This window comes from Saccharothrix sp. CB00851 (genome assembly GCF_001905065.1).
Taxonomy (GTDB): domain Bacteria; phylum Actinomycetota; class Actinomycetes; order Mycobacteriales; family Pseudonocardiaceae; genus Actinosynnema.
Genome location: NZ_LWLC01000023.1, coordinates 1 through 22,885, shown reverse-complemented (window position 1 = coordinate 22,885; position 22,885 = coordinate 1). Strand labels below are relative to the sequence as shown.

The 22,885-nt window shown below is 72.3% G+C and carries 22 protein-coding genes and 1 pseudogene; 14 read left to right on the top strand and 9 right to left on the bottom strand.

The features are described from left to right. Positions 1 to 42 precede the first annotated feature (42 nt). Positions 43 to 669, top strand: coding sequence for a hypothetical protein (locus A6A25_RS21640; protein WP_241828839.1), 627 nt, complete (start codon positions 43 to 45; stop codon positions 667 to 669). A 10-nt stretch (positions 670 to 679) separates the two neighbouring features. On the opposite strand, the gene A6A25_RS42380 is transcribed toward A6A25_RS21640, so the two are convergent. Next, positions 680 to 1,138: a cytochrome P450 gene (locus A6A25_RS42380; protein WP_158073784.1), complete on the bottom strand. Its 459-nt coding sequence runs from the start codon at positions 1,136 to 1,138 to the stop codon at positions 680 to 682. Here A6A25_RS42380 and A6A25_RS21630 point away from each other — a divergent pair. The 7 genes from A6A25_RS21630 (at position 1,075) to A6A25_RS21600 (ending at position 8,133) form a co-directional block, all read left to right on the top strand. Beyond that, entirely contained in the window at positions 1,075 to 1,887 is an 813-nt protein-coding gene (locus A6A25_RS21630) for a carotenoid oxygenase family protein (RefSeq protein WP_338013225.1), read from the top strand. The two genes, A6A25_RS42380 and A6A25_RS21630, sit on opposite strands and share 64 nt — an antisense overlap. Before the next feature lie 19 nt (positions 1,888 to 1,906). After that, the gene (locus tag A6A25_RS21625; RefSeq protein ID WP_073892730.1) at positions 1,907 to 2,785 is read left to right on the top strand and encodes a GntR family transcriptional regulator; all 879 of its coding nucleotides are present in this window, start codon (positions 1,907 to 1,909) and stop codon (positions 2,783 to 2,785) included. A gap of 25 nt (positions 2,786 to 2,810) precedes the next feature. Beyond that, complete coding sequence (locus A6A25_RS21620) at positions 2,811 to 3,557, top strand: IclR family transcriptional regulator (protein ID WP_073892728.1); 747 nt, start codon at positions 2,811 to 2,813, stop codon at positions 3,555 to 3,557. Between the two features lie 92 nt (positions 3,558 to 3,649). Next, positions 3,650 to 4,669 carry an Ldh family oxidoreductase gene (locus A6A25_RS21615; protein ID WP_073892726.1) on the top strand — a complete coding sequence of 340 codons (1,020 nt, stop codon included), beginning with the start codon at positions 3,650 to 3,652 and terminating at the stop codon, positions 4,667 to 4,669. Further along, on the top strand, positions 4,666 to 6,018 hold the full coding sequence (locus tag A6A25_RS21610; RefSeq protein ID WP_073892724.1) for an MFS transporter: 1,353 nt from the start codon (positions 4,666 to 4,668) through the stop codon (positions 6,016 to 6,018). The genes A6A25_RS21615 and A6A25_RS21610 overlap by 4 nt, the downstream gene beginning before the upstream one ends. Continuing rightward, positions 6,015 to 7,367 carry a mannitol dehydrogenase family protein gene (locus A6A25_RS44180; RefSeq protein ID WP_073892722.1) on the top strand — a complete coding sequence of 451 codons (1,353 nt, stop codon included), beginning with the start codon at positions 6,015 to 6,017 and terminating at the stop codon, positions 7,365 to 7,367. Before A6A25_RS21610 ends, A6A25_RS44180 begins: the two co-directional genes overlap by 4 nt. Before the next feature lies 1 nt (position 7,368). Beyond that, positions 7,369 to 8,133, top strand: coding sequence for an SDR family NAD(P)-dependent oxidoreductase (locus A6A25_RS21600; protein ID WP_073892720.1), 765 nt, complete (start codon positions 7,369 to 7,371; stop codon positions 8,131 to 8,133). A gap of 42 nt (positions 8,134 to 8,175) precedes the next feature. Here A6A25_RS21600 and A6A25_RS21595 read toward each other — a convergent pair whose 3' ends face one another. Then, on the bottom strand, positions 8,176 to 8,772 hold the full coding sequence (locus tag A6A25_RS21595; RefSeq protein ID WP_073893224.1) for a short chain dehydrogenase: 597 nt from the start codon (positions 8,770 to 8,772) through the stop codon (positions 8,176 to 8,178). 70 nt (positions 8,773 to 8,842) lie between these two features. Between A6A25_RS21595 and A6A25_RS21590 the strand changes: the two genes are divergently transcribed. From A6A25_RS21590 to A6A25_RS21580, 3 genes are all read left to right on the top strand, one after another. Then, positions 8,843 to 9,712: a LysR family transcriptional regulator gene (locus A6A25_RS21590; protein ID WP_073892718.1), complete on the top strand. Its 870-nt coding sequence runs from the start codon at positions 8,843 to 8,845 to the stop codon at positions 9,710 to 9,712. A gap of 146 nt (positions 9,713 to 9,858) precedes the next feature. After that, complete coding sequence (locus A6A25_RS21585) at positions 9,859 to 11,700, top strand: ABC transporter ATP-binding protein (protein ID WP_073892716.1); 1,842 nt, start codon at positions 9,859 to 9,861, stop codon at positions 11,698 to 11,700. A gap of 126 nt (positions 11,701 to 11,826) precedes the next feature. After that, a complete protein-coding gene (locus A6A25_RS21580) occupies positions 11,827 to 12,717 on the top strand; it encodes a DUF2268 domain-containing protein (protein ID WP_073892714.1) in 891 nt (296 codons plus the stop codon). 2 nt (positions 12,718 to 12,719) lie between these two features. On the opposite strand, the gene A6A25_RS21575 is transcribed toward A6A25_RS21580, so the two are convergent. The 6 genes from A6A25_RS21575 to A6A25_RS46405 form a co-directional block, all read right to left on the bottom strand. After that, entirely contained in the window at positions 12,720 to 13,541 is an 822-nt protein-coding gene (locus A6A25_RS21575; protein WP_073892712.1) for a hypothetical protein, read from the bottom strand. A gap of 119 nt (positions 13,542 to 13,660) precedes the next feature. Continuing rightward, complete coding sequence (locus tag A6A25_RS21570; protein WP_143193347.1) at positions 13,661 to 14,206, bottom strand: potassium-transporting ATPase subunit C; 546 nt, start codon at positions 14,204 to 14,206, stop codon at positions 13,661 to 13,663. Positions 14,207 to 14,213: 7 nt separating this feature from the next. Then, positions 14,214 to 15,839, bottom strand: a complete 1,626-nt coding sequence (kdpB, locus tag A6A25_RS21565) for a potassium-transporting ATPase subunit KdpB (protein ID WP_083668535.1) — start codon at positions 15,837 to 15,839, stop codon at positions 14,214 to 14,216. Then, positions 15,836 to 17,458: a potassium-transporting ATPase subunit KdpA gene (kdpA, locus tag A6A25_RS21560; protein WP_073892708.1), complete on the bottom strand. Its 1,623-nt coding sequence runs from the start codon at positions 17,456 to 17,458 to the stop codon at positions 15,836 to 15,838. The genes kdpB and kdpA overlap by 4 nt, the downstream gene beginning before the upstream one ends. Further along, the gene (gene kdpF, locus A6A25_RS21555) at positions 17,458 to 17,559 is read right to left on the bottom strand and encodes a K(+)-transporting ATPase subunit F (protein ID WP_073892706.1); all 102 of its coding nucleotides are present in this window, start codon (positions 17,557 to 17,559) and stop codon (positions 17,458 to 17,460) included. The genes kdpA and kdpF overlap by 1 nt, the downstream gene beginning before the upstream one ends. Then, positions 17,556 to 17,690 carry a hypothetical protein gene (locus A6A25_RS46405; protein ID WP_274534333.1) on the bottom strand — a complete coding sequence of 45 codons (135 nt, stop codon included), beginning with the start codon at positions 17,688 to 17,690 and terminating at the stop codon, positions 17,556 to 17,558. The genes kdpF and A6A25_RS46405 overlap by 4 nt, the downstream gene beginning before the upstream one ends. Before the next feature lie 48 nt (positions 17,691 to 17,738). On the opposite strand from A6A25_RS46405, the pseudogene A6A25_RS21550 reads away from it, so the two are divergent. The 3 genes and pseudogenes from A6A25_RS21550 (at position 17,739) to A6A25_RS21540 (ending at position 21,437) form a co-directional block, all read left to right on the top strand. After that, positions 17,739 to 18,790 (top strand): annotated as a pseudogene (locus A6A25_RS21550) (magnesium and cobalt transport protein CorA). A 67-nt stretch (positions 18,791 to 18,857) separates the two neighbouring features. Then, the gene (locus tag A6A25_RS21545) at positions 18,858 to 19,121 is read left to right on the top strand and encodes a hypothetical protein (protein ID WP_143193324.1); all 264 of its coding nucleotides are present in this window, start codon (positions 18,858 to 18,860) and stop codon (positions 19,119 to 19,121) included. A gap of 165 nt (positions 19,122 to 19,286) precedes the next feature. Beyond that, positions 19,287 to 21,437, top strand: a complete 2,151-nt coding sequence (locus A6A25_RS21540; RefSeq protein ID WP_241828866.1) for an esterase-like activity of phytase family protein — start codon at positions 19,287 to 19,289, stop codon at positions 21,435 to 21,437. 81 nt (positions 21,438 to 21,518) lie between these two features. Here the strand turns inward: A6A25_RS21540 and A6A25_RS21535 are convergent, their stop codons facing one another. Beyond that, positions 21,519 to 22,859, bottom strand: a complete 1,341-nt coding sequence (locus tag A6A25_RS21535; protein WP_083668576.1) for an endo-1,4-beta-xylanase — start codon at positions 22,857 to 22,859, stop codon at positions 21,519 to 21,521. Positions 22,860 to 22,885 lie beyond the last annotated feature (26 nt).

The window sequence follows — 22,885 nt, the reverse complement described above, 5'->3', positions numbered from 1 at the left end:
CCGGCCCACCGCCGGTCCCCCTGGCGATCTTCATCCGGGTGGGTGAGAAACTTCGGGCTCACCGAAGTCGAGGGGACGACCATGCTCACGCAGGCGACGAACGTGCTGCACATGCACCAGAAGGTCACCTTGATGGTGAACCGCTACGAAATCTTCGCCGACAACGGCGGCGAGCCCGGTCACCTGGTCGCGTTCGTCGAGCAGAAGCGGATGGCCTTCAAGGAGCAGGTCACCATCTACACCGACGCGAGCAAGAGCCACGTGCTCGCGGGCTTCCGCGCGCGCAAGGTCATCGACCTCGGCAGCGGTTACGACGTGCTCGACGGCGCCGGGCAGCCGATCGCCCTGTTCCGCAAGGACTTCGGCAAGTCCCTGATCAACTCCACCTGGCACCTCGACCAGCCGAACGCGCCGACCACCACGGGCCGCGAGCGCAACCACGGCCTCGCCGTCCTGCGCCGCATCTGGGGCTTCCTGCCGCTGGTCAACAACATCCCGTTCCCGTTCCGGTACCACTTCGACTTCACCCGGAACGGTCAACCGGTGTTCAGCGTGGACAAGAAGACCTGGGTCCGCGACCACTACCTGATCCAGATCGCCGACCCCTACGTCGACCGCCGCGCGGTGATCGCGCAGGCCGTCGCCGTGGACGCCCTCCAGTCCCGCTAGCGGCCGTCGTTCACGCTTCCCCGATCGTGTGCTCGGGCGCGGAGAAGACGGCCGTCACGCACGGGTCGGCGCCGCGCCGGGTCAGCGCGAGCGGCGGGGCGGCGGCCAGGTGCTCCGCGACCGCGCCCAGCCAGCGCACCTCGAAACTCGCGCCGACGCACGCACCGGGACCGACCGCGAACGGCAGGAAGGCGCCGGGACGACCGGCCGAGTCCCAGCGCCCGGGGTCGAACACGTCCGCGTCCGGCCAGTACCGGGGGTGTCGCTGCAACGCGTGCACGGGAACGACCACGTCGTCACCGCGCAGCGCCTTCAGCGGCCCGATGCGGTGGTCGCGGAGCACCGGGCGACGGTGCTGCCAGGCGGGCGGCCACAGCCGGAGCGTCTCCAGCGCGATGTGCCGCGGTGACGCCTCCTCGAGTGCTCCGACCCGCCGCCGGGCGTCGACCAGCTCGGCGGACTGCCGCACGCAGATCAACGCGGACGCCGTTCCTGCACGACTTCGCGCTCACCGAGAACCACGTGGTCCTGTGGGACACGCCGATCGGCTTCGACGGGTTCGAGTGCCGCTGGCTCCCGGACCACCCGACGAGGGTCGGCGTCCTGCCGCGGACCGGCGGCGACGTGCGCTGGCTCGACATCGACCCGGTCCACGTCAGCCACACCCTCAACGCCTACGACGACGGGGACGTGGTCGTGGTCGACGTCGTCACGGCGGAGGGCCCGTTCGACCCGGCCGACCCCGGCGCGATCCGGCCCGCGCTGGACCGCTGGACCATCGGCGCCGACGCGGTCGACCAGCGCCGCCTCGACGACCGGCCGCAGGACTTCCCGCGCGTCAACGACGCCCGCGCCACCCGCCCGCACCGGTACGGCTACTCCGCCGCGACCGCCCTGTACGGCATCCCGTTCACGCCCGAGGGCACACCGGCCGACGACGCCTTCACCAACGCCCTCGTGAAGCACGACCTCGTCCGCGGCACGTCCGAGGTGCGCGGGTTCGGCAGGCACGAAGCGGTCGGCGAGGCCGTGTTCGCCGCCACGGGCCCGGGCGAGGACGACGGTTACCTGCTCACCTACGTCCACAACCCCGCACGGGGCGCGAGCGACCTCGTGATCCTCTCGGCGCGGGACTTCACCGGCGATCCCGTCGCCCGCGTGCACCTGCCGGTCCGGGTGCCGCTCGGGCTGCACGGGAACTGGCTGCCCGAGCGCTGAGCCCTGGCACGATGACGCCGTGACCGACCCGCAGCCGCCCTACCTCCGGATCGTCGCCGACGTCGAGCGCCGCATCGCCGACGGGGAGCTGCGGCCCGGCGACCCCGTGCCCACCACCCGGGCGATCATGCGCGAGTGGGGCGTCGCCATGGCCACCGCCACCAAGGCGCTGGCCGCGCTCAAGCGGGCGGGCGCCATCGAGTCGACGTCCCGCGTCGGCGCGGTGGTCGCCCGCCGCAGGCTGCCGTCGCGGTCGGCCGGCGGTCTCGACCGCGACCGGGTCGTCCGGGTGGCGCTGGGGATCGCCGACGCCGACGGCCTGGCCGCGTTGTCCCTGCGGGCGGTCGCGGCCAGGCTGGGTGTCGCCACCGTGACCCTCCACCAGCACCTCGACGCCGACCTCGGCCAGCTGATCGCCGACGCCGCGTTCGCCGAGATCGAGTACCCGCTGCCGCCACCGGGGTGGCGTGCGCACCTGCGGGTCGCCGCCCGGCTCCAGTGGGCGACCTACCAGCGCCACCCCTGGCTGCCGCCGCTGGTGTCGATCACCCGGCCGGCCACGCTTCCCGGTCTGCTGGCGTACGGGCGGTGGACCTCGCGCGCCCTCGACGGCCTCGACCTCGACCCGGCCACCCGCCTGCACGTCTACGCCACGGTGGTCAACTACGTGCGCGGGACGGCGGTGAACATCGAGAGCGAGGCCCGCGCCGAACTGGACACGGGGATGACCAGCGGGCAGTGGGGCGCGGCCCGCCTGTCCGTCGACGGTCCGCTGGTCGCCCAGGTCGCCGAACCGGGCGTGGCGCTGGACCTGGAGTCGCTGTTCGCGTTCGGCCTGGAACGCCTCCTCGACGGCCTGACCGGGGTCCTCACCCCGCGCGAGGTCCGTTCGCGGTGATCGAACCTGGCCTACATTGAGGCCCATGAGTGGCGACGCACCGCTGTCCGCGGCCGAGAAGACGCTGAGCGTCCTGGAGGCACTCGCGGACCACTCGCGCATCGCCGACATCGCCGACGCCTCCGGCCTGCCCAAGCCGACCGTGCACCGGATCCTGCAAACCCTGGTCCAGCGCGGTTTCGCGCGGGCCGACGGGCGGGGCGGCTACCTCGGCGGCCCGCGCATCCTCAGCCTGGCGGGCCGCTTCCTGCAGCGCCTCGACATCGCCGAGCACGTCCGCCCCGCGCTGCGCGACCTGCAGGAGCGGACCGGGTGGACAGTCCACCTGGCACTGCTGTCCGGCGACGAGGCGGTGTACGTGGCCAAGTTGGAGGGCGTGCGGCCCTACCACCTGGCCTCCCGCGTCGGCATGAGCCTGCGCCTGCACTGCACGTCCATCGGCAAGGCGATCCTGGCCGCCCTGCCCGACGACGAGGTCCGGGCGCTGGTCCGGCGCACCGGCCTGCCCGCCCGCACCGGGCGCACCATCACCGACGAACGCGCCCTGCTCGCCGAGCTGGCCGTCGTCCGGGAGCGCGGTTACGCCGAGGACCACGAGGAGAACGAGGCCGGGGTGCGCGCTGTCGGCGCGGCCGTGGTCAACCACACCGGCGAGGTGGTCGGCGGTGTGTCGGCGGCGTCGCTGGTGGACCTCGCCGACGCGCCACCGGACTTGCCGCAGCTCGTCGTGCGCGCGGCCGCCGAGGTGTCGCGCGCGCTGGGCGCCGACTGAACCGAACCACCCTGTGACTCGCTTCACAAAGCGGGCGAGTCATGTCATCGTGGTGGCATGTCGATGGAACTCCATTCCGTCAGGCGGAACGTATGAAGGTCACGTCGAGCGAACTCACGAGGCTCGCCGTCAGGATCCTGCTCGACGCGGGGACGAACCTCGTGGACGCCAAGATCGTCGCGAACTCGCTGGTGGAGTCGAACCTGACCGGCCACGACTCGCACGGCGTGCGCAGGCTCGTCGACTACGTCGCCCGCCTCCGCGACGGCCGGATCGACCCCCGCGCCCGCCCCGACGTCGACCACCCGCGCCCCGGCACGGTCGTGGTCCGGGGCAACCGCGCCCTGGGCCGGATCGCGGCCGGTGTCGCGACCCGCGAGCTGCGCGCCCTGACCCGCACGCACGGCAGCGGTGTCGCGGTGATCCAGGACTGCAACCACGTCGGCAGGCTGGGCGAGTACGTCGGCTTCCTGGCCGAGCACGACCTGGTCGCGCTGGCGTTCGGCAACGCGGACCCCACCGTCGCGCCCTACGGCGGCCGGGAACGGCGGCTGGGCACCAACCCCCTGGCCTGGGCCGCGCCACGGGCGGCGGACCGGCCGCCGATCGTGGTGGACTGGGCCACCTCGGGCGTGGCCGAGGGCAAGCTGGCCGTAGCCCGCGACCGCGGCGAGCGCGTGCCTGAGGGCCTGGTGCTGGACGCGGACGGTCGGCCGAGCACCGATCCCGCCGACTTCTACGCGGGCGGGGCGCTGCTGCCGTTCGGCGGGCACAAGGGCTACGGCCTGAGCGTGCTGATCGAGGTGGTCGGCGGCCTGCTCACCGGCATGGGCGTCGGCAGCCTGCCCGGCTACCGCGGCGGGTTCGGCACCGTGCTGGTGGCCGTCGACATCGGCTCGCTCACCCCGGTCGAGCGGTTCCGCGAGCAGGCGGAGCTGTTCTGCCGCGAGCTGACCGGCACCCCGCCTGCCGAGGGCAGCCACGAGGTGCTGGTACCGGGTGAACCGGAGGCACGCACCCGCCGCGCCCGGTCGCGCGACGGCATTCCGATGACCGAGGAGACCTGGCGCGAGCTGCACGGCCTGCTCAAGGCGAAGGAGGGCACGACATGACCGGAGCCGCCGACCGCACCACGACCGGGCACCACGACGAGCAGCCGACCGACGGGACGCGGTTGCGCCGCGTGGTGGGCGCGTCCGTGGTCGGCACCGCGTTGGAGTGGTACGACTTCTTCATCTACGGCTTCGCCGTGACGCTGGTGTTCAACGAGCTGTTCTTCGTCACCGAAGACCCGGCGACCGGCGTGATCGTCGGGTTCGCCACGTTCGGCGTCGGTTTCGCGGTCCGCCCCCTGGGCGGGTTCGTGTTCGGCCACCTCGGCGACCGCATCGGCCGCCGGTCCACGCTGGTGATCACCACCCTGGTCATGGGCGTCTCGACCGGGCTGATCGGCCTGCTGCCGACCTACGACTCCATCGGCATCGCCGCGCCGATCCTGCTGACCGTGCTGCGGATGTGCCAGGGCCTCGGCGCGGGCGCGGAGTTCGGCGGCGCGTCCACGTTGCTGGCCGAGCACGCCCCACCGCGTCGGCGCGGCTTCTTCACGTCGTTCGCGCAGACCGGCGTGCAGCTCGGCCTGCTGTCGGGCACGCTGGTGTTCCTGCTGGTGGAGATGCTACCGCGGCAGACCGTGCTGGACTGGGCGTGGCGCATCCCGTTCTGGTTCAGCTTCGCGCTCATCGCGGTCGCGCTGTACGTGCGGCTGCGGGTGGCCGAGTCGCCGGTGTTCCAGCGGATGGCGGCGCAGCGGACCACCGTGAAGCTGCCCGTGTTCGACGCGCTGCGCCGCTACCCGCGCAACTTCGGAATCGGCATCGGCGCGCACATCTGCGACACCGCGATCGTCTACATCTACGCCACCTACAGCCTGGCCTACATCACCAAGTCGCTGGAGCTGCCGCGCTGGGTGGGGCTCACCGGCGTGGTCATGTTCGGCGTGGTCGTGATCGTGCTGCAACCCGTGTACGGCGCGTTGTCCGACCGGATCGGGCGGCGTCCCCTCAACCTGTTCAGCGTGGTGTTCACGGCGGCGTTCGCGTTCCCGTTCTTCCTGCTGCTCGACACCCGGGAGCCGGTGCTGATCTGGGTGGCGCTGGTGGTGGCGACCGCGTTCGGCCTGGCGCCGATGATCGCCGTGCAGCCCGCGTTCTACGCCGAGCTGTTCGGCGCGCGCGTCCGCTACACCGGGTTCGCCGCGTCCCGCGAGATCGGCGCGGCGCTGGCCGGGTTCTCGCCGCTGGTGGCCGCCGCGCTGGTCGCCCGGGCGGGTGGGCAGGGCTGGCCGGTGGCGTGGTGGATGATCGGCACCGCGGCGGTGTCGTTCGTGGCGTTCCTGCTGTCGGCGGAGGGCAAGGACGTCGACATCGCCGCCGCCGACGTGGCGGGGGTGGCGCCGCGGTGACCCACCCGCGCCTGTCGGCGGCCCGGCTGCCCGCGTGGCTGGCGGACGACCTGCCGCGCGCGGGGGTCGGCATCGTCCACATCGGACTCGGCGCGTTCCACCGGGCGCACCAGGCGGTGCTGACCCAGGAGGCCCTGCGGGTCGAGCCGGGGCCGTGGGGCATCTGCGCCGTGGCGCAGCGCAACGGGCGGCTGGTCGACGCGCTGGTCGAGCAGGACCACCTGTTCACCGTCACCGAGCGGGGTGCCGCGCAGGACCGGCTGCGCGTGGTCGGCAGCGTGCGGGAGGCGCTGCTGGCCGTGGAGCAGCCCGACCGGCTGGCGACCGTGCTGTCCGAACCGGACACCCGCGTGGTCACGCTGACCGTCACCGAGTCGGGGTACCGGCACGACCCGGTCACCGGGCGGTTGCGCGCCGACGACCCGGACGTCGCGGCCGACCTCGCGGGCGGACCGCCGTGCACGCCCGTCGGGCAGCTGGTCGGCGGGCTGCGCCGCCGCCGCGAGCGCGGGCACCCCGGGCTGACCGTCGTCTCGTGCGACAACCTGCCCGACAACGGCAGGCTGGTCGGGCGCCTGGTGCGGGAGTTCTGCGTGCGCCGCGGTGAGCACGACCTCGTGGAGTGGGTCGAGGAGCACGTGCGGTTCCCGTCCAGCGTGGTGGACCAGATCGTGCCCGCCACGACCGAGGCCGACCTCGTCCGCGTGGCCGAGGCGCTGGGCTTGGAGGACCGTGCCGCCGTGGTCGGCGAGCCGCACCGCCGCTGGGTGGTGGAGGACGACTTCGCCGCCGGACGTCCGGCGTGGGACGCGGTCGGCGTCGAACTGGTCGCCGACATCGCACCGCACCAGGCCGCGAAGCTGCGCCTGGTCAACGGCACGCACTCGGCGCTGGCCCACCTCGGCCTGCTCGCCGGCTGCACGACCACCGCCGACGCCCTGGCCTGCCCCGCGATCGCGCACTTCGCCGAACGCCTGCTGAGCACCGAGACCGGCCCGTCGCTGCGCCGCTTCGGCCTGGAGCCCGACGAACGCGAGGTCGGTGCGCTGCTGACCCGGCTGGCCAACCCGCGCATCGCGCACCGGCTCGACCAGATCGCCGCCGACGCGGCGCGCAAGCTGCCGCAACGCCTGCTCGACCCGGCGGTCGACCTGCTGGTCGCGGGCGTCGAACCGCGCCTGATCTGCCTGGCCGTGGCCGGTTTCCTGCACCAGCAGGACTTCCCCGTGCTGACCCTGCCGCTGCCGCTGCGCGAGTCACACGTGTTCCGCGCGCTGGTGGCCGACGCGGTGCGCCGGATCGACCAGGACGGGGTGGTGGCCACCCTGCACCGGATCGGGAGGAGCTGACGTGGACCTGCACGACACCGTCGCGGTGGTGACCGGCGGCGGCACGGGGATCGGCCGTGCCACCGCGCTGGCGCTGGCCCGTTCGGGTGGCCGGGCCGTCGTGGTGACCTACTCGCGGTCCGCCGCCGACGCCGAGGCGACCGCGGCGGAACTGGCCGCGGGTGGGTGCGAGGCCGTGGCCGAACGCGTGGACGTGGCCGACGACGGGCAGGTCCGCGCCCTGGCCGAACGGGTGCGCGCCCGGTTCGGCCGGGTCGACGTGCTGGTCAACAACGCGGGCACGACCCGGGCCGTGCCGCACCACGACCTCGACGCCCTGACCGACGACGTGGTCCACCACGTGCTCGACGTCAACGTGGTCGGCCCGCTCCGCGTCACGCGGGCGTTCGCCGACGACCTGCGTGCGGCCCGGGGCGCGGTGGTCAACGTCGCGTCCATCTCGGGGTACCGGGCCGGCGGCTCGTCCATCGCCTACGGCGTCAGCAAGGCGGCGTTGCTGCAGCTGACCCGCAACCTGGCCGTGGCCCTCGCACCGGACGTGCGGGTGAACGCCGTCGCGCCGGGGACCGTGGCCACGCGCTGGCAGACCTCGCTGCACGGCGAGGCCGGGTTCGCCGAACGCGCGGCGGCCGAGCGGCGGAGCGTGCCGCTGGACCGCACCGCCGAACCGGGGCACGTGGCGCAGGCCGTGCTCGGGCTGCTGGCGATGGACCTGGTCACCGGCGAGGCGATCATCGTGGACGGCGGCAAGCACGTCGTGTACTGACCGTGCCGTTCACCGTGGCCGGGCACGCTGACACGAGTCCCGTTACAACTCGTACACCTGACCCGTCTGGGCGCCCTCGACCGAGCGGACGTACGCCCGGGTCACCTCGGCCAGGTCGACCGGCGGCACGCCGGCGAAGAGGTCGCCGTAGTCGTCGAGGCTCTCGGTGAACACGCTCGGGCTGACGGCGTTCACGCGCTGCGGCGCGATCTCGATCGCCGCCGCCCGCACGAACGCCTCCACCGCGCCGTTCGCCATGGACGCGGCCGTGCCCTTCACCACCGGCTCACGGGCCAACACGCCCGTGATCAGCGTGAACGAACCCCGTTCGGCGACGTGGCCGATGCCCTGCCGGACCAGTTCGAGCTGGCTGAGCACCTTGCCCCGGAAGGCGTCCTGGTAGTCCTGCGCGGTCATCTCGGTGATCTTCTGCCACGGCACGCCGCCCGCCGCGCTGACCACCGCGTCGACCCGGCCGACCCGCCGGTACAGCTCGGCGGTCTGCGCGGGGTCGGAGAAGTCGTACCGCAGGTCGCCGCCGGACCGCCCGACCGTGATGACGTCGTGGCCGCGACCGGCCAGCGTGGTGTGGACCGCCGTGCCGAGCTTGCCGCCCGCACCGATGAGAACAATCTTCATGCCGATCACGCTAAGGCCGATCCACACCGTCCGCTAAATGCCGTTTGCGCACGACTTATGCTCCACGGCTATGAATGTGGAGTTGCGGCACCTGCGGGCGTTCGCGGCGATCGGCAACGAGGGCACCATCACCGGCGCGGCCGCCGCGCTGCACATCAGCCAGCCCGCGCTGTCGCGCACCCTGGACCAGTTGGAGCGCAGGCTGGGCACCCGGCTGGTCGAGCGCACCACCCGCAGCCTGGCGCTGACCGAGGCGGGCACGCGGCTGCTCGGGCACGCCAACCGCATCCTCACCCAGGTGGACGACGCGCTGGCCGAGGTCACCGCCGGGCCGCGGGCGCTGCGCGTCGGGTTCCCGTGGGCGGCGCTCGGCAGGCACACGGTGCCGTTGCTGCGCGGCTGGCGCCTGGCCCGGCCCGACGTGGAGGCGCGGGTGTTCCGGCTGGACGACCCGGTGTCCGCGCTGCGCCGCGGCGAGGTCGACGTGGCGTTCGTGCGCTCCCCGCCGTCACCCGACGGTGAGCTGGCGTCGGCCGACCTCTACCGCGAACCACGGGTGGCCGCCGTGCCCGAGGATCACCCGTTCGCGCCGGCGCCGGGTGTCCGGCTGGTCGATGTCGCCGACCGCCCCGTCGCGTTCTGCGCCGCCGCCTGCAGTTCCAGCGTCGAGCTGTGGCCGCCCGGACACCGCCCCGGCACCTTCGACGTCACCAACACCGACGAGTGGCTCACCGCCATCGCCACCGGTGACGCCGTGGGCGTCACCGCCGAGGCGACCGCGCACAGCCACCCGCACCCCGCCGTGCGCTACCTGCCGCTCTCCGACGTCGGGCCGGTCGTGGTGCGGATGGTCTGGCCGCGCAGCGCGACGCACCCGGCCACCGACGCCTTCCGCCACCACGCCCGCGAGATGCTCGGCGAGGCCGTCCGGCAAGCCTGAGAGGCCCGCCTGCGAGATCAGCGAATAACCGTTGGTGCAGAAGGACATTCCGCGAGAACGGGAGCGCACACGGCGATATTCGATCGCCGTCACCCCGTCGGTGCGGCAACATCGGCGAGGCCAAGGTGCACCCCGGAAGGAGTCGGATGGCCGCGCCAAGGTCCGAAAAACCCGTCAACAACCGCAAAAAAGCGGTGCTGCTCGCCCTGCGCCTGTACGGCCGGGAATTGCGAAGGCACCGCTTCCTCAGCGCGGGCGCGCTCGTGCTGCCCGCGCTCGGCAACACCTGCCTGGCCTACCTCGCACCGCTGGCGATCGGCGCGCTGGCCGGTCGCCTCGCCGACGGCGACGACACCGGCTTCGCCGCCGTGCTGCCCTACTTGCTGGCGTTCGCCGGCGTGATGCTCTTCGCGGAGCTGCTGTGGCGCCTCGGCGTCCACTGCCTCAACCGGGTCGACGGGCGCGGGATCGAGCACCTGTCCGTCATGGGCATGGACGCACTGCTGGCCAAGGACGCGGCGTTCTTCCACGACAACTTCGCCGGTTCCCTCACCAAGCGGGTGCTGAGCTTCGCGTCGCGGTTCGAGGAATTCGTCGACACGGTCGCGTTCAGGATCGTCGGCAACCTCATCCCGATCGGTTTCGCGTGCGTCGTGCTGTGGACGTACCACCCGTTGCTCGTCGTGGTGCTGCTCGGCCTGATCCTCGTCACGGCCTTCATCACCGTGCCGCTGATCCGCCGCAGGCAGCGCCTGGTCGACGAACGCGAGGCCGCCTACGCGCGGGTCTCCGGCCACGTCGCCGACACGCTGATGAACATGGAGACGGTGCGCGCGTTCGCCGCCGAGGAGCGGGAGAGCGCTGAGCACCGGAGCCGGACCGCCGAGACCCGGCTGCTGGCGCTGCGGTCGTGGGACTACGGCAACCTGCGCATCGACACCGTGGTCGCGCCGATGTCCGTGCTCACCAACGTGCTCGGCCTCGCGGTCGCCCTCGGGGTCAGCGGTGGGCTGGGGGTGGAGGCGATGGTGGTGACGTTCGCCTACTTCGGCAATGCGACGCGGATCATGTTCGAGTTCAACCAGATCTACCGGCGGTTCGAGAGCGCGCTCACCGAGGCCGCGCAGTTCACCGAACTGCTGCTGGACGAGCCGACGGTGCTCGACCCGGAGGACCCGGAGCCGTTGCGCGTCGAGGACTCCCGGGTCCGGTTCGACCGCGTGGTGTTCGCGCACGGCGGCGCCAAGCCGCTGTTCGACGGGCTGGGCCTGGACATCCCGGCGGGCACGCGGATCGGCCTGGTCGGCCGCTCCGGCGGCGGCAAGACCACGCTCACCCGGTTGCTGCTGCGGCTGATGGACGTGGACGACGGCCGCATCCTCATCGGCGGCCAGGACATCGCCCGGCTGCGCCAGACCGACCTGCGCGGCCTGATCGCGTACGTGCCGCAGGACCCGGCGATGTTCCACCGGACCTTGCGGGACAACATCGCCTTCGCCCGGCCGGGTGCGAGCGACGCCGACATCCTCCGCGCCGCCCGTGCCGCGCACGTGACGGAGTTCGCGGAGGCGCTGCCCGAGGGGTTCGACACGCTGGTCGGCGAACGCGGGGTCAAGCTGTCCGGCGGGCAGCGGCAGCGGGTCGCGCTGGCCCGGGCGATCCTGCGCGACGCGCCGGTCCTGCTGCTGGACGAGGCGACCAGCGCGTTGGACTCGGAGAGCGAGGTGCTGGTCCAGGAGGCGCTGTGGCAGCTCATGGAGGGCCGCACCGCGCTCGTCGTGGCGCACCGGCTGAGCACGGTCGTGCGGATGGACCGGCTGATCGTGCTCGACCGTGGCCGGATCGTGGAGCAGGGCACGCACGCCGAACTGCTCGACGCCGACGGCGCGTACGCGAAGCTGTGGCGCCACCAGTCCGGCGGCTTCCTGGACGAGACCGCGCCCGACGAAGCGGCTGAACCGGACCCGGTGGGCGCCAAGCCGTCCTGACCCCGCGGACCGCCGCACCGGGCCGTCGAGTGGTCCGCGGTCGGCGACGGCCCGGTGCGTCGGCTTTCACCCGGAAGTGGGTCGAAGTTGAAGTTGCAGTCACTGGAACGTCTAACGTCCCCGAACATGAAGATCAGGGTCCTCGACACCTACCCCGCCATGCGCGAGATCCTGCGGTCGCCGCACGCCGAACGGCCCGCGCTGCTCGAGGCCATGCTCGAACCGGCCGCGGGCATGTACCGGTACTTCCCCGGCGAGGTCGACCTCGTCGCGATGCACGCGATGAGCTCCGGGTTCCCGCTCGACCGCGACGAGGAGCGGTGCCTGGAGGCGTTGGACGACCTGCACGACGCCGACGCGTGGAACCGGATCGAGCGCGCTCTCGTGGACGCCCTCGCCGTACAGCTCGAAGCGACCCCCGACCTCGCGGTGCCGGACGACATCACCGTGCTCATCGTCCTCGGCGACCCCGGTGACGCGCACTTCATGGGGCCGAACCTGGGCATGACGGCGAACGGCAGCGTGTCCGGCTACGTGTTCGTGAACTACTGGCCCTACCCGGAGAACCTGGCGCGGGTGGAGGCGACCGCGGTCCACGAGCTCAACCACAACCTCCGCTACGGGCCCGGCGCCGTGGTGTGGGACCCGGCGACCGTCACCGTGGGCGAGCACGTGGTGTCCGAAGGTCTCGCCGACGCGTTCGCCCGCCAGTTGTACGGCGACGAGCTCGGGTACGCCCGCATCGGCGTGCCGCACCTGCGCGACGACGCGGTCTTCGCCAAGGTGGTCTCCGGCCTCGGTGTCACCGGCATGCGGAACTTCACCGCGTGGGTGCACGGTGACGAGGCCGCCGTCCACTACGGCGCGACCCCGGTCGGGCTGCCCACCGGCGCGGGCTACGCCGTGGGCAACCGGCTCGTGGACGCCTACCTGGCCGAGGCGGGCCGCACCGCGGCGGAGGCGTTGCTGGTGGACAGCCGGGAGGTCATCGACACCGCGCTCCGCCGCGTCCGGTAGCCCTACCGGGTGGCCTGGAACTCCTCGAACAGCTCCGGGATGTAGGCGAACAGCAGGTCCACCGTGCTGAACGCCCCGTTGACCGGGTCCAGCTGCGCGTAGGCGTAGGCCATCTCGGACCCCTTGCGGGACGGCGCCGACTCGCGCACGTCGGTCAACCAGTCCACGAACGGCACGCGCCGCAGGACGATCAGCGGGTCCAGCAGCACGCCGTAGAGCAGCAGCATGTCCAGCACGACCGGGCGGTTGCGCAGTGCCCACCGGTAGAACTCGGAGAACAGGAAGAACCGGCGCTCCACCGCCGTCGGCCGCAGCCCGTGCACCTGCTCGGCCACCGCGACACCGTGCTCGGTCGAGGCCTGCTCGGCTTCGCTCCACGCCCGGTCGTGCACGTTGCGGACGGTCAGCTCGCCGCGGTGCAGCCGGGTCAGGTAGTCGGCCCACCGCGCCGAGCCCGGGTTGCCGAAGCCGTCGGTCGACCGGCCCAGCGCGAGCGCGACGCCGCGTTCGATCCCCTCCAGGATCGCCGCGTCGACGTGCGAGGTCCACGTGCCCGGCGCGCCGAGCCCTCGATCGTGGAAGAACGCCAGCACGCCCTCGATGTTGCGCCAGCGGTCCGCCGCGCCCAGCGCCGCGGCCGGACCGCTCTGCACCAGCCGGAGGAACTCCAACCGCTCCGCCATGGCCATCCGGTCGATCTCGGCGGCCGTGCAGTCCAACGCCGCCGCGCACTCCCCCGGCGACCGCGCCGCCGCCGACGCCGGGACTGGCACCACCAACCCGGCCACCAGAGCAAGGACGACTACCCATCCGGAGCGCTTCACAGAGGGCAACTTAACGCCTCCGCACGGTGACGGTGGCCGTAAACCACCCTTTCAGGTCGAAGCTCCGGCCATCACTTCGGGCTCGGGCTTCGGCGCGTTCCCCCGATCGGCGACGCCCGTCAGCTCACCGGTCCCCCTCGAACCGCGCGCTCCACTGCCCGGTTGAGCCCGGTGACGTTGACGGTCTCGGTGAAGGCACCGCCGGTGTTCGCGGCGACGAGTTCCCGCACCCGCTGCTCGGGCAGGCCGGTCACCCGCGCCACCCGCGGCACCTGGAGGGCCGCATAGGCCGGGCTGATGTGCGGGTCCAGCCCGGACGCCGACGCGGTCACGGCGTCCGGCGGCACGTCCGCCTCGGGCACGCCTTCCCGCTGCGCGATCGCGGCCCGCCGCTCGGCCACCACCACGTCGTACTCCGCGTTGCGCTCACCCTTGTTCGAACCGCCGGACGCGGGCGGTGTCGCGGCGGAGGGCCGGGTGTGGAACCACCCGTCACCCTCGCGGTCCACCCCGATCAGGATGGTGTCGACGGCCTCGGCGTTGGCGTGCAGGCCGGGCAGCCGCGACACGCCCCACACCGCAGCCGGGTAGAGCACCCCGGTGAGCACGGTCAGCACGAGCAGGACCCGCAGTCCGGCCCACGCCTGCCCGACGAACTTGGTCACCACGACATCACCCGATTCCGGGAACGAGACGGACGAGCAGGTCGATCAGCCAGATCCCGGCGAACGGCGTCACGACGCCGCCCAGGCCGTAGACCAGCAGGTTGCGCCGCAACAACGCCGACGCGCCGGACGGCCGGTACCGCACGCCCCGCAACGCCAACGGGATCAGCGCCACGATGACGAGCGCGTTGAAGATCACCGCTGACAGGATCGCCGACTGCGGCGTGGTCAGCTGCATCACGTTCAGCCTGCCCAGCTGCGGGTGGATCGCGGCGAACATGGCGGGCAGGATCGCGAAGTACTTCGCCAGGTCGTTGGCCACCGAGAACGTGGTCAGCGCACCCCGGGTGATCAGCAGCTGCTTGCCGATCTCCAGCACCACGTCGTTCTCGGCCACGACGAGCGGCGTGCCGCCGTCCTGGCCGATCCCGGCCACGATCCGGCGGGTCACGTCGCCGAGCTCGAACGCGCTCGCCGCGCCCTTGCGGACGCGCCGGTCACCGAGGTCGACGCCGCTCATCCGGGTCTGCGCGCTGAACGGCACGAACTCGCCGGTCTTCTCGTGCGCGGTCGCCTCGGCCGACAGGCCGTACCGCTCGACGCACAGCTCGACCACGCTGCGGCCTTCCGGCGTGCCGTCGGCGAGGCTGGACAGGAGGGCGGCCTCGGCGAGCGTGCGCTCGTCCACGCCCTCGACCGGGATGAGCTCGGTCGCCCGCCGGTTGCCCCACGTGATCGTGCCGGTCTTGTCGAGCAGCAGGGTGTCGACGTCGCCCGCGGCCTCGACCGCCTTGCCGGACGTGGCCAGCACGTTGCGCCGCACCAGCCGGTCCACGCCCGCGATGCCGATCGCGGACAGCAGGGCGCCGATCGTGGTGGGGATCAGGCACACCAGCAACGCGGTCAGCACGATCACCGACTGCTCACCGCCGGAGTAGATCGCGAACGGCTGCAATGCCACCACGGCGAGCAGGAAGATGATCGTCAGCGTCGAGAGCAGGATCGTCAGCGCGACCTCGTTCGGCGTCTTCTGCCGTCGCGCGCCCTCGACCAGCGCGATCATCCGGTCCACGAACGTCTCGCCCGGCCTGGTCGTGACGCGCACGACGATCCGGTCCGACAGCACCGTCGTCCCGCCGGTCACGGCCGACCGGTCACCGCCGGCCTCCCGGACGACCGGCGCGGACTCGCCGGTGATCACGGACTCGTCCACGGTGGCGATGCCCTCGACCACGTCACCGTCGCCGGGGACGACCTCCCCCGCCTCGACCACGACCAGGTCACCGACGCGCAACTGCGCGCCGGGGACGCGTTCCTCGCCGCCGGCCGCGGTGAGCCGACGGGCCACGGCGTCGTTCCTGGTCCGCCGCAACGAGTCGGCCTGCGCCTTGCCGCGCCCCTCGGCGACCGCTTCGGCGAGGTTGGCGAACAGCACGGTCGCCCACAGCCACGCCGCCACGGCCACGGTGAACACGTCCGGGTCGGCGATCGCGAAGACCGTGACCAGCAGGGAGCCGACCCACGCCACGAACATGACCGGGTTGCGCACCTGGTCACGCGGGTGCAGCTTGCGCAAGGCGTCCGGGAGGGACGCGATCAGGACGCGAGTCCTCTGTGGACTGTCGGCGATCACGGCAGGGCCTCCGCGACGGGACCGAGGGCGAGAGCGGGCACGAAGGTGAGTGCGGCGACCAGCACCACGCTGCCCGCCAGCAGGGTCGCGAACAGCGGACCGGTGGTGGGCAGGGTGCCCGCGGTCCGCGGCACCTCCCGTTGCGCGGCAAGGGAACCGGCCAACGCCAGCACGGCCACGATCGGCACGAACCGGCCCAGCAGCATGCGCACCGCCAGCGACGCCTGGAACCAGTCGCTGGTGACCGTGATGCCCGCGAACGCGCTGCCGTTGTTGTTCGACGCCGACGCGTAGGCGTACAGGATCTCCGACAGGCCGTGCGGTCCCGGGTTGCCCAACGCGTCCCGGGTGGACGGCAGGACCGCCGTGACACCCGCGCCGATCAGCATCACGGTCGGCATGGCCAGGATCGACACCGCCGCCGCGGTCACCTCGCGCCGCCCCAGCTTCTTGCCCAGGTACTCCGGGGTGCGGCCGACCATCAGCCCGGCCAGGAACATCGTGACGACCGCCAGCACCAGGATGCCGTACAGGCCGGTGCCGACACCGCCCGGCGTCACCTCGCCGAGCAGCATGTTGAGCAGCACCGTCCCGCCGCCGAGGCCGGTGAAGCTGTCGTGCGTCGAGTTCACCGCCCCGGTCGACGTGCCGGTGGTGGCGTTCGCGAACAGCGCGGACGCCGGCACGCCGAAGCGGAGCTCCTTGCCCTCCAACGGCCGCAGCCCGTTCGCCTCGGCCCACCAGACCACGGCCAGCGTGCCCGCCCACAGCACGCCCATCACGCCCAGCAGCACGTGGCCCTGCCGTCGGTCGCCGACGAGCGTGCCGAAGGTGCGGGTCAGCGACACCGGGATGACCAGCATCAGGAAGACCTCCACCAGGTTGGACCACGAGTTCGGGTTCTCGAACGGGTGGGCCGAGTTGGCGTTGAAGATGCCGCCGCCGTTGGTGCCGAGTTCCTTGATGGCCTCCTGGCTCGCGGCCGGGGCGATCGCCACCTCCTGCCCGTCCACCGTCACCCCGGACTTCAGGCTCATCACCACGCCCAGCGCGATCAGCACGACCGCGAACACCGCCGAGATCGGCAGCAGGACGCGCACCACGCCGCGCACCAGGTCGACCCAGAAGTCGCCGAGCCGGTCGGTCCGCTGCCGCACGAAACCCCGCACCAGCGCCATCGCTACCGCCAGGCCGACCGCCGCGGACACGAAGTTCTGCACGGTCAGCCCTGCCGCCTGCACGGTGTGCCCGAGCACCGTCTCCGGCACGTACGACTGCCAGTTGGTGTTGGTCACGAAGCTGACCGCGGTGTTGAACTCCATCCCCGGCTCGACGGCGCCGCGCCCGAAGTCGAACGGCAGCCACGGCTGGACCCGTTGCAGCAGGTGGAGCAGCACGACGCCGACGAACGAGAAGCCGAGCACCCCGACCGCGTAACCGCTCCACGTCTGCTCCGAACCGGGGTCGACGCGACCCAGCCGGTAGACGAGGAGTTCCACCTTGAGGTGCCGGCTACCGGTGTAGACCCGGGCCAGGTAGTCGCCCAACGGCCGGTGGACCACCGCGAGGGCGCAGATCAGGAGGCCGACCTGGAGCAGGCCGGCCGCGGTCGGTGACATCAGAACCTCTCGGGCCGGACGAGGGCGACGAACAGGTAGCCGATCAGCAACAGCGCGAGCACGCCGCCGACGGCGTTGGCGACCGCTCCGGTGCCGCTCACCGGCTCGCCAGTCCGCGCACGGCGAGGGCCAGCAGCAGGAACACCCCGATCAGCAGCGACGCGTAGGCCAGGTCGGCCTGACGCCCTCTTGACGCGCCCGAACCCGTCGTTGACGCGATTCGAACACCCATTCGGCGTCCGCCACCCGTCCGGGACGCCGTTGCGGCAAGATCGAAGGCATGGTGAGCCCTGCTGCCGACGGCGTCCCCGGCGCGGTCGCGGACGTGGAGAGGGACACCGTCGTGGCGTGCGCGGTGTACGTCGACGGCGTGCGGCTGCCCGGCGACCCGTCACCCGCCGACGCGGTCGCCGAGGTCCGCGGCCGTGGCGCCGGGTTCGTCTGGATCGGCCTGTTCGAGCCGGATGACGAACGCATCCGGGAGGTCGCCGACGCGTTCGGGCTGCACGAGCTGGCCGTCGAGGACGCGGTGCACGCCCACCAGCGCCCGAAGCTCGACCGCTACGGCGACCACCTGTTCGTAGTGCTCAAGACCCTGCGGTTCGTGGAGCACGAGTCGCCGACGACGGCGAACGAGATCGTGGAGTCCGGCGAGATCATGGTGTTCCTCGGCCAGGACTACGTGATCACGGTCCGCCACGGCGGCCACTCCAGCCTGGGTGAGGTGCGCCGCCAGTTGGAGGCCGCGCCGCACCTGTTGACCGCCGGGCCCGCGATGGTGCTGCACGAGATCGCCGACCGCGTCGTGGACGGCTACCGCGAGGTGATCGAGGCGTTCCAGGGCGACATCGACCTGGTGGAGACCGCGGTGTTCGCACCGCGCAGCGAACTGGGCGTCGAGCAGATGTACCTGGTCAAGCGGGAGATCATGGAGCTGCGCCGGGCCGTGATGCCGCTGGCGGGTCCGTTGCGCAAGCTCAGCGAGGGAGCGTGCGGGCCGCTGGTGCCCGACGAGGTGCGATCCTACTTCCGCAACGTGGACGACCACCTCACCGCCGCGGCCGAACGGGTCGTGGCGTTCGACGAGATGCTGACCACACTCGTGAACGCGACCCTGGCCAAGGTGTCGCTCCAGCAGAACAACGACATGCGCAAGATGTCCGCGTGGGTGCGATCATCGCCGTGCCGACCATGGTGGTCGGCGTCTACGGCATGAACTTCGACCACATGCCCGAGCTGCGCTGGAAGTTCGGCTACCCGCTGGTGCTGTCGGTGACGCTGGCCGTGTGCGTGACGCTGTACCGGCTGTTCAAGAGGAACCGGTGGTTGTGACCGTCCCGGCCGCCCGACGACGACCTCGCCGCACCCGGGAGATCCGGGGCACGACACCATGGACGGCATGATGCGGCACCTCCCCGCGAAGGACCGACCGGGCAAGGACGCCTGGCTCGGCCCGCTATCGCTGTGCCTGGCCGTGCTCAGCTGGCCGATCCCGGCCGGTGGCCCGGTGCTGGCGGCCGCCGCGGTGGCCTGCGGCGTGTGGTCGATGGCCACCAAGACCGAGTACCGGCTGGACTGGACCGCGGTCACCGGCACCAGCGTCGCCGTGCTGCAACTCCTGCTCTCGCTGATGCTGCTGGTCATGTCCGCCGGAGGCCACTAGGCGACCAGGGGACAACCCGCCACGTGACGGTGCGGTCGCTCGCCACCCGGCGTTCACCTCGAGGACGCCTCGCTGGGTTACAAAGCGCGCGCCGTCATCGAGGTAGGAGGCCCCATGGCCCGTCCGGTCCGTGTTTTCGCAGGTCTGATGGTGTGCGGGGTGACCATGTCGCTCTTGGCGCCCGCCGCCGGTGCCACCCAGCCCGGCCGGTTCCAGCGGGTCGACACGCTGTCGGTGTTCGCCAACAGCTCGGCCGCCGAGCACACCGCCGCCGAGATCGCGGCGGCCACGCCGGACGGCCGGACCGTGGTCTACACCGACTCACCGGCCGGGCGGATCGGCTTCGCCTCCGTCGCCCGCGACGGCGGGCTCTCCCCCGCCGGCGTGCTGGACCTGCCGGGCGAGCCGACGTCGGTGGACGTCGTGGGTCGGTTGGCGCTGGTCGCGGTCGACACGTCCGAGTCCTTCACCGCGCCCTCGGGTGTGCTCGTGGTGGTCGACGTGGACACCAGGTCGGTCGTCGCCACCCACGACCTGGGCGGGCAGCCGGACTCGATCGACATCTCCCCCGACGGCCGGCACGCCGCCGTGGCCATCGAGAACGAGCGCGACGAGGACGTCGCCGAGGGCGCGCTCCCGCAGGCACCGGCGGGCTTCCTCGCCATCGTGGACCTCGCGGGCGGACCCACGTCGTGGACGGTGCGCCGGGTCGGGCTCACCGGTCTGGCCTCCGTCGCGCCGGAGGACCCGGAGCCCGAGTACGTCAGCGTCAACGGCCGGGGCCAGGTCGCCGTGACGTTGCAGGAGAACAACCACATCGCGATCGTGGACCTGCGGTCGGCGGAGGTGGTGCGCCACTTCTCCGCGGGCACCGTGACGGTCGAAGGCGTGGACGTCGAGGACGACGGCCGGATCGACCCGTCGGGCACGATCACCGCGGCCCGCGAGCCCGACGCGGTGGCCTGGCTGGACGACCGCACGCTCGGCACCGCCGACGAGGGCGACTACCAGGGCGGTTCGCGCACGTGGACGGTGTTCGACGCGACCTCCGGCCGGGTCGTGTTCTCCTCGGGCGACGAGCTGCAGCAGGTGGCGATCCGCCAGGGCCAGTACCCGGATGGCCGCTCGGACAACAAGGGCGTCGAGCCGGAGGGCCTGGCGGTGGCCACGTTCGGGCGCGACCGGTACGCGTTCGTCGGGCTGGAACGCGCCAACCTGGTCGCGGTCTACGACGTGAACGACCCGCGCCGGCCGCGGTTCGTGCAGGCGTTGCCGACCGGTGTCGGCCCGGAGGGCCTGCTGCCGATCCCGGCGACCGGCACGCTGGTCGTGTCGGCCGAGGAGGACTCCGCCGAGGACTCGGTGCGGTCCTCGCTCACGTCCTACCGCCTGACCCGCACGCCGCTGGTGGTGGCCCTGGCGCGCAACGCGGGCACGCCGTCGATCGTGTCCGACGGCATCGGGTTCGGCGCGCTGTCCGGGTTGTCCGGTATCCCGGGCAACCGCGGTGACGTCGTGGCGATCACCGACTCGGCGTACAGCCCCACGCGCGTGCTCACGATCGACACCCTGTCCGCCCCGGCCCGCGTGCGCGCGGAGCTGACCGTGACCAAGGGCGGACAGCCGGTGGACTACGACGGCGAGGGCATCGCCGCGCGGCCGGGCGGCGGCTACTGGGTGGCCGTCGAAGGTGACGGCAAGGCACGGCCGAGCCTGCTGGTCGAGGTGTCCGGGACCGGTGAGGTCGTGCGCGAGCTGCCGCTGCCGGCCGAGGTGGCGGCGACCGCCACGAGCAACGGGTTCGAGGGCGTGACGACCACCGGACGCGGCGCCGACGAACAGGTGTGGCTGGCCGTGCAGCGGGAGTGGAAGAACGACCGGCGAGGCCAGGCGACCCTGGCCCGCTTCACGCCCGCGACGGGCGAGTGGTCGTTCGCCGCCTATCCGCTCGACGCGGCGCGGACCGGCTGGATCGGGCTGTCCGAGGTGACCGCGCTGGACGACCGGACGCTGCTGGTGCTGGAACGCGACAACCAGCGCGGCGACGCGGCGACGACCAAGAAGGTCTACCGGGTCGACATCTCGACCCTGGCCACCGCCACCGCGGGCCACCCCAAGCCGCTCGCGACGAAGGTCGAGGCCCTCGACCTGCTGCCGGCGCTGACCGCGGGCGGTGCGGCGGCGCACGACAAGCCGGAGGGCCTGGCGGTCGTCGGGGACGGTCCCCTGCGCCGGTTGGTCGGTGTGGTGGACAACGACGGCGTGGACGACGCGCCCGGCGAGTCGGTCTTCCTGCGCCTGGGCTGGATCCGCTAGGCAGCCGTTCCCCTGATCGAGGGACGGCTCGGGGAGGCCGGGCGACGCGCGCCGGGCCTCCCCTGCCGGTCACCGGACAGCTCAGCCGACGCGACAGGTCAGGCTGGGCCAGTTCCAGTTGCCCCCGTGCTGGACGGTGAAGCCGAACACGTTGCCGTTGCCGTTGGGACGTGCGGTCATCACGTTGCCGCTGCTGTCCCAGGTCGGGCTGGTGTTCCAGGTGGCGATGATCTTCTGCGGCGGGCTCACCGTCACCGTGACCACCCAGTTGTCGGTCCCCGTCACCGTCACCTGGCCGTTGAAGCGGTCACTCCACTTCGAGCCCTCCGCGTACGTCGCGGTGCAGCTGCCGCCGGGCGGGTTCGTCGTGGTCGTGGTGCTGGTCGGCGTGGTCGTCGTGGTGGAGATCGGCGGCAGGCCGCCGTTGAGGGCGTTGAGGGTCGAGGTGTAGGCGGGCTTCTTGTTGCCCGAGCCGTCGAACAGCAGCGGGGTGCCCGAGGCGCGCCAGGAGTCGGTGTCGCGGATGCCCCACACGGTGATGCCGGTGCAGCGCGTCACCGCGAGGCAGGCCTTGACGACGCGGTCGTAGTTCTGCGCCTGCGCGGTGCCGGAGCCCTCGATGTCGAGCTCGGTGATCTGCACGTCCACGCCGAGGTTCGCGAAGTTCTGCAGCGTGGTCTGGTAGTTGCTCGGCACCGGGCTCTGGCTGTTGAAGTGCGACTGCAGGCCGACGCAGTCGATCGGCACGCCGCGCTGCTTGAAGTCCTGGACCATCCGGTAGACGGCCTGGGTCTTGGCGTGCGTCCAGTCGTCGGTGTTGTAGTCGTTGTAGCAGAGCTTCGCGCCCGGGTCGGCCGCCCGCGCCGCGCGGAACGCCGCCTCGATCCAGTCGTTGCCCGTGCGCTGCAGGTTCGAGTCACGACGCGCGCCGGTGGAACCGTCGGCGAACGCCTCGTTCACCACGTCCCAGGAGTGGATCTTGCCCCGGTAGTAGGTGGCCACCTGCGTGACGTGGTTCAGCATCGCGCTGCGCAGCGCCGTGCCGGACATGTTCTGCATCCAGCCCGGCTGCTGGGAGTGCCACGCCAACGTGTGGCCGCGCACCTTCTTGCCCTGGTTGAGGGCGTGGTTGACGATCCGGTCCGCGTTCGCGTAGCTGAACTGGCCCTGCTGCGGCTCCGTCGCGTCGATCTTCATCTCGTTCTCGGCCGTGACCACGTCGAACTCACGGTTGAGGATCCCGACGTAGGTCGAGTCGCTGAGCTTGTTCGCCGCGACCGCCGTGCCGAAGTACCGACCCGTCCGGTTCGCCGCCGCGGCGAGGGTGGTTCCGGGGCCGGGTTGCTGCGACGTCGTGGTCGTGGTGGTGGTGGTTGTGTTGCCGGTGGTGGTGGTCGTGGTGGTGGTGGGGCTGTCGGTCAGGGTGGGGGTGGTCCAGTCGCGCCACT

Bases quoted from the DNA above. Each gene is read 5' to 3' on its own strand.
- A6A25_RS21595 (WP_073893224.1), bottom strand. From the start codon at position 8,772: ATGAAGATTGTTCTCATCGGTGCGGGCGGCAAGCTCGGCACGGCGGTC.
- A6A25_RS21540 (WP_241828866.1), top strand. From the start codon at position 19,287: ATGTCGCTCTTGGCGCCCGCCGCCGGTGCCACCCAGCCCGGCCGGTTC.
- kdpA (WP_073892708.1), bottom strand. From the start codon at position 17,458: ATGTCACCGACCGCGGCCGGCCTGCTCCAGGTCGGCCTCCTGATCTGC.
- A6A25_RS46405 (WP_274534333.1), bottom strand. From the start codon at position 17,690: ATGGGTGTTCGAATCGCGTCAACGACGGGTTCGGGCGCGTCAAGAGGG.
- A6A25_RS21580 (WP_073892714.1), top strand. From the start codon at position 11,827: ATGAAGATCAGGGTCCTCGACACCTACCCCGCCATGCGCGAGATCCTG.
- A6A25_RS21545 (WP_143193324.1), top strand. From the start codon at position 18,858: ATGATGCGGCACCTCCCCGCGAAGGACCGACCGGGCAAGGACGCCTGG.
- A6A25_RS21610 (WP_073892724.1), top strand. From the start codon at position 4,666: ATGACCGGAGCCGCCGACCGCACCACGACCGGGCACCACGACGAGCAG.
- A6A25_RS21615 (WP_073892726.1), top strand. From the start codon at position 3,650: ATGAAGGTCACGTCGAGCGAACTCACGAGGCTCGCCGTCAGGATCCTG.
- A6A25_RS21590 (WP_073892718.1), top strand. From the start codon at position 8,843: ATGAATGTGGAGTTGCGGCACCTGCGGGCGTTCGCGGCGATCGGCAAC.
- A6A25_RS21620 (WP_073892728.1), top strand. From the start codon at position 2,811: ATGAGTGGCGACGCACCGCTGTCCGCGGCCGAGAAGACGCTGAGCGTC.
- A6A25_RS21585 (WP_073892716.1), top strand. From the start codon at position 9,859: ATGGCCGCGCCAAGGTCCGAAAAACCCGTCAACAACCGCAAAAAAGCG.